A 5639-nucleotide genomic window follows, 5' to 3' on the forward strand; every position below is an offset into this window, starting at 1 on the left:
TAGAACTTAGAAAAATCCAACTCCCAGGCCGGCATCCCACGGCTTGGGGAAAATTTTTACTTTTTACAATACGTGGGAGACCGAAGGCTTACATACCACACGCATACATGAAACGAGTCGCAAAAATTAGGGACGAGTTTCATCCGACCTTAAAAATAAAATAAATGAAGGATATTACAGGATTAAAAGTCCCTATTCAATTGTCTGGCGGCCTGGAAATATGCCGGTCGAGGTGATACAAATACGAAACCTCCTTCCTTGCCTCGGATTTGCCGTTCATCCAAAACCTCAAGATCAAATCTGACATGCAATCTTTTGTGGTTTGAGTAGAAAAAACTGCGCATATTCCTTGAGTATTTTATTTCAATACCATAAGTCTTAATTTCATCCAGATAGTTGTATAACTGGCGCCTGCCAATCCCTAATTTTTCTGCAAACTCATCGGGTGTTCCGGTTCTTTTAATGCGGATTAATTTGTCTATCTTCCCGAGTCGTTCGATGTTTTTAATAAAGTTCATTGTCAGAGGGTTTTGGGTAGAACAGATTTTATTTGAATGCAATGATGACATCAATTACGACAAAACTGACGACTGGAATTTCCGGGAAATGGTACGGCTTGTCAGGAAGAAAAATTTTAGCAGGAGCAGCAAAAGAAAAGTTAGAGTTTGTCATAATTCTGATGATTAGAGTATTATATTCGAAGTAAAAATAATAATTAATGAATAATTTATCAAAACTTTTTCCGTTTAAAGAACAACAGATATTCTTTGGCAAATATTCTAAAGCAATACAAATCTAATTCTAAATGTACCATGAAAAACTATGCATTAACCTTACTGCTGACAGCTGTTATTGTCAGCTGCCAACAAAAACGACCTGCTTCTGTTGAAAAACCTGTTTTTGAAACCTGGAGCAGCGATGTTCTTGAAGTGGAAAAAGTTGAGACATCAGATACTGCCACAATATTGCATCTCGATGCTTTTTTCCGCCCGGGTTGGTGGATAAAAATTGCTCCTGATTCCTATATTAAAGAAAGTGGAACAAATAATAAGCTAATGCTTACAAAAGCTGAGGGGATCAATCCGGGAGAAAAGCACTGGATGCCCGACTCCGGAAAATCATCATTTACCTTATACTTTCCGCCCCTGGACCCGGATGTTACAAAAATCGATTTTATAGAAAGTGATTGTGAAGATTGCTTTAAAATCTGGGGTATCTCTCTTCTATCCGAGGCCTCGGTAGAAACACAATCCATGTCTCCCTTTACCGAAGAGGAAACCATGCCCGTTCCTGACCCGGCATACAGCGATCAACCGGCCAAAATATCCGGTCGGTTATCGGGGTTCAATAAATCAATGCTGCCATACGAAATTACCTTTCACTCTGCCGATTTAGTTGCGTCATCTTTTAATGAAACCAAATTAAACGTTAATGAGGATGGCTCTTTCAGTGGCGAAGTGCCTGTTAATACTCCGTCAATAGTTTATTCCGATAGGTTTGGGCCTTTTTTCCTGGCACCCGGTCAGCAAACAGAAATTTATGTCGATCTGAGAAAAAAAGCACGATATGAGTCGCGTTACCGGAAAGACAAGCAGCCCGGGGATTCAATTTATGTATACACATCCGGGAGTCCTGTAACTCCGGCTCAAATTACCGAAATAAACCAAATCAATAAAAATCTTATTGATCAGACTTCCTTGATGGAAGAGATTGCCGGGATGAGTACTGATGCTTACAAGGAATTTATGATTGACAAGTGGCATTCAGCAAAACAACAAATCGAAGCTGAAAATCTGAATGCTGCTCAAAAAAAGATTCTATCCGGAATGGTCCAATTCCGGTTTTTACAATATTTGCTGTTTTACAGCAATTATCTGAAACAAGCCCATTTTACTGTCAATGATATTCCTTTCGAAGAATGGAGAGAATCGGACTTCCAGATTGAAGAACCAGACAAGGACTATTACTCCTTTATACAAGAACTTGTTACGGATGATTTATCTGTCGATGGCAATTTCGGGGGTGTTGTAAACCGTATATATACCCTCCCTGTGTTTATGGAAGCCGGGAATAATTTGACGGGTATTGACAAGGCTGTTGCTATTGGGAACAAGCTTGAACAATCTCTGAACGAAAAGAGTGAACTGGTCATCGAAGCTGCAAAAGCACAGATTCTGTATCAGGAACTGCAGAAACCCGATTTCTTTACAGAAGAAGAAAAACAAGAACTACAGACACTCTTTGTCAATGATGCCATTTCCAATCAATTGATAGCTGAGAATGACGAATTAAAAAGAATAATAGAAGCCAATAAAGCAGCTTCCGGTGACAATTTTGTTATTCATGAAATTCCCGACGTTGCACAGAATAAGGTGTTTGATGCCATTCTTGCTGAATACAAAGGTAAATCTGTTGTCGTTGATTTTTGGGCAACCTGGTGCGCTCCCTGCCGTAGTGCTATGGAACAAATGAAACCGCTAAAAGAAGAGATGAAAGACGAAGGTGTTGTTTTTGTATATCTTACGGGAGAAACATCTCCTAACGGCACATGGAACAAAATGATTCCTGAGATTCATGGCCATCATTACCGGGTAAGCGATGAACAATGGCAATATTGGTACGAAAACCTGAAGATTGAAGGAGTTCCCACCTTTATGATTTTTGATAAAGAGGGAAAACTGATTGCACGGCATACGGGATTCCCGGGAGTAGATGCCATGCGGGAAGCGATTACAAAGGGATAAAATTTATCTTAAGATAATTTGTTGGGGGTTTCACTTGAAGTGAAGCCCTCACTTGTTTTCCTTAATATACGACACCTTCGGCGTCGTTTTATCCTATTTACAACCGTTTCCATAAATATAGGAGCCCTTCAGGCTCCTGTTCCAATGATCATCGTAGGGAATTATACCCCCTTAAATAGAAGTTGCTGAAAAAGTCAGCAACCTCTGTTTCAAATTTATTTTCCATTGTTCTTTTTGGCATTGCCCCAAAAAGAACCAAAAAAGTCTGGTCCGCTTAAACCTGGCTCCCCGCGAAAGCCAAAATTTTCGGCCATTGCGCAAGGCCATGAACGTCGCCCATTTTGGCTTCCCGCCATCCGCCGGCCCGGAAAGCGGACAGGCCACCGCGCCTTTTAAATAGATAAAGTCGTTCATTAGTACGACATTCTTATGAATAGTGATATGTTGACAATTAACATTTAAAGGTGCAAACGTTTTTAAAGATATGCATGAAAAAACTTGCACCTTAAATGGATTTATATGATGTAAAGAATTTATTGTTAATCGTTTAAAAGTTATTCAATAAACCTTAAATAGAGTCAGCTGTAAAATGCCGGAATGACACACATCATGTGAAAATTTATGAAAAAAGCTGGCTAAATAGGTGGCAACCCCAATTCTTTCAAAAATTTATTATGCTTTTCAGTGTTCGCCCTTATGCTTTCATTAATTGTTTTCAGTTTATCATTTACAGCTCTTAAGTCTATCTTTTTTTCCTCTTCCGATGTGCTTACATATCTTGAAATATTCAGGTTGTAACCGTTCTTTTCAATTTCATCCATCGAAACTCTTCGTGAATAGCGTTCGGTTTCTTTTCTGTATTTGTAAGTTTCAACAATGGATTCAATATGTTTTTCACTCAAACTGTGTTGGCGTTTTCCATTTTCAAAATGCTCGCTGGCATTGATAAATAAAACATCTTCTTGCTTTTTGCACTTTTTAAGTACAACAATACAAACGGGAATTCCAGTAGAATAAAACAATTTGGGAGGCAACCCGATAACTGTATCAATATTGTTGTCTTTTAGAAGTTTAATCCGGATACGTTCTTCTGCTCCGCCACGGAATAAAACACCGTGAGGCAAAATGATTGCCATTGTTCCATTTTCGCTAAGGAAGTGAAAGCCGTGCAAAAGAAAGGCAAAATCGGCTGCTGATTTGGGAGCGAGACCATAACTTTTGAAACGGAAGTCTTCTGCTAAAGTATCATTTGGTTCCCAACGTAAGCTAAACGGCGGATTTGCCACCACTGCATCGAATTCCATTTTTTTAGCCGGGTTCATTTCATTTAGAATATCCCATTGATTGAGCAAAGTATCTCCGTGAAATATCTCAAACTCCGTATCCTTCATGCCGTGGAGTAGCATGTTCATGCGGGCAAGGTTGTAAGTAGTAATATTCTTTTCCTGACCATAAATTTTCCCGACATTACCGCCATTCTCCCTGATGCGTTTTCTTACGTTTAAAAGCAATGAACCCGAACCACAAGCAAAATCAAGCACATTGTCTAATTTGCTTTTCTTGCCTGTACTTGGGTCCTGACTGTCCAGTGTGACAATTTCGGAAAGGATTGTTGATATTGGCTGGGGCGTATAGAACTCTCCTGCTTTTTTACCCGACCCTGCGGCAAACTGACCAATCAAATATTCATAGGCATCTCCAAGCGTGTCGGTGTCGGTAGAGAAATCTGCAATACCTTCTGCAATTTTTTGAATGATGGTGCAAAGTTTTTTATTTCTATCGGCAGGTGTCCTTCCTAATTTTTCTGAGTTTAGGTTAATTTCCGAAAACAAACCCTGAAAAGAGTTGGCAAATGATTCGTTCTCGATGTAGCGAAAGCCTTTTTCAAGGGTTTGTAGTAGTTCTCCTTTTTGTTGTCTTGCCAGTTCCGTGATATTGCTCCAAAGATGTTGTGGTTTAATAACATAGTGTACCTTTCTTCGCATCTGTTTTTCAAACTCAGGCACATCCTCTTCGTTTGCTTCATACCAAACGCCCAATGGCGTGCGCTTAGCATTAGTTTCAAGTTCTGGGTAATCCCTGCCTAATTCCTTTTTTGCTGCCTTTTCGTAATTTGAAGATAGATATCTTAGAAACAAAAACGAAAAGCATATAATCGCGAAAGTCATCCGGATTCATTGCACCACGTAGTTGGTCTGCTATATTCCAGAGGGTTTTACCCAGTTGTTGTTGGTCTTTTTGTGTCATATTAATTTTAGATTTCAGGGCTACGCCCCTTTGATTTTTCCATACATTTTTTCTACGAAGATTTCAGGGCTACACCCCTTTGTTTATATCATTCGTTATTCAATTACGAAGATTACCGGGCTACGCCCCTTTGTTTTAATTCATACATTTTTTCTACGAAGATTTCAAGGCTACGCCTCTTTGGGTTATATCATTCGTTATTTTATTACAAAGATTACCGGGATAGGCCCCTTTGGGTTATTTCGTCCATTATTCTATTACCAAGATTTCAGGGCTACGCCCCTTTGTTTTAATTCATATATTTTTTCTACGAAGATTTCAGGGCTAAAGCCCCTTTGATTATATCATCCGTTATTCTATTACAAAGATTTCAAGGCTACGCCTCTTTGGGTTATATCAGCCGTTATTCAATTACGAAGATTACCGGGCTACGCTCCTTTGTTTTAATTCATACATTTTTTCTACGCCCCTTTTTGTATTCGTATTCATTTGTATGATTTTTCAGGGCTGCAGCCCCACTTATTTTATCATTATATTTATTGTTCTACTCAATGTTTTTCTGTAACGCTCCGATTTTCCTTTTTAAAGAAAGGGGCGTTAGCCCTAATATCTTCGTAGCCAATTCGAACAGTTGAAATTTAGGGGCGT

The 5639-nt window shown here is 39.2% G+C and carries 5 protein-coding genes; 1 reads left to right on the top strand and 4 read right to left on the bottom strand.

Annotated features, from left to right (window positions below; translation table 11 throughout):
* Nucleotides 1-182 precede the first annotated feature (182 nt).
* Nucleotides 183-518, bottom strand: a complete 336-nt coding sequence (locus OQ5_RS0113515) for a hypothetical protein (protein WP_016777998.1) — start codon at nt 516-518, stop codon at nt 183-185.
* Between the two features lie 294 nt (nt 519-812).
* Here OQ5_RS0113515 and OQ5_RS0113525 point away from each other — a divergent pair, with 294 nt between their 5' ends.
* On the top strand, nt 813-2744 hold the full coding sequence (locus tag OQ5_RS0113525; protein WP_016778000.1) for a TlpA family protein disulfide reductase: 1932 nt from the start codon (nt 813-815) through the stop codon (nt 2742-2744).
* Nucleotides 2745-2915: 171 nt separating this feature from the next.
* On the opposite strand, the gene OQ5_RS0113530 is transcribed toward OQ5_RS0113525, so the two are convergent.
* From OQ5_RS0113530 to OQ5_RS23895, 3 genes are all read right to left on the bottom strand, one after another.
* Nucleotides 2916-3158 (bottom strand): hypothetical protein, encoded by a 243-nt coding sequence (locus tag OQ5_RS0113530; RefSeq protein WP_016778001.1) that lies wholly within the window; start codon nt 3156-3158, stop codon nt 2916-2918.
* Nucleotides 3159-3379: 221 nt separating this feature from the next.
* Entirely contained in the window at nt 3380-4882 is a 1503-nt protein-coding gene (locus OQ5_RS21130; protein ID WP_218054542.1) for a type I restriction-modification system subunit M, read from the bottom strand.
* Nucleotides 4806-4991 (bottom strand): type I restriction-modification system subunit M N-terminal domain-containing protein, encoded by a 186-nt coding sequence (locus tag OQ5_RS23895; RefSeq protein WP_218054543.1) that lies wholly within the window; start codon nt 4989-4991, stop codon nt 4806-4808. The genes OQ5_RS21130 and OQ5_RS23895 overlap by 77 nt, the downstream gene beginning before the upstream one ends.
* Nucleotides 4992-5639: the final 648 nt, after the last annotated feature.

Source organism: Anaerophaga thermohalophila str. Valhall, from assembly GCF_000250735.1.
Taxonomy (GTDB): Bacteria; Bacteroidota; Bacteroidia; order Bacteroidales; family Marinilabiliaceae; genus Anaerophaga; species Anaerophaga thermohalophila_A.

Coding starts and splice junctions, on each gene's coding strand:
- OQ5_RS0113515 (WP_016777998.1), bottom strand. CDS start 518: ATGAACTTTATTAAAAACATCGAACGACTCGGGAAGATAGACAAATTA.
- OQ5_RS0113525 (WP_016778000.1), top strand. CDS start 813: ATGAAAAACTATGCATTAACCTTACTGCTGACAGCTGTTATTGTCAGC.
- OQ5_RS0113530 (WP_016778001.1), bottom strand. CDS start 3,158: ATGAACGACTTTATCTATTTAAAAGGCGCGGTGGCCTGTCCGCTTTCC.
- OQ5_RS23895 (WP_218054543.1), bottom strand. CDS start 4,991: ATGACACAAAAAGACCAACAACAACTGGGTAAAACCCTCTGGAATATA.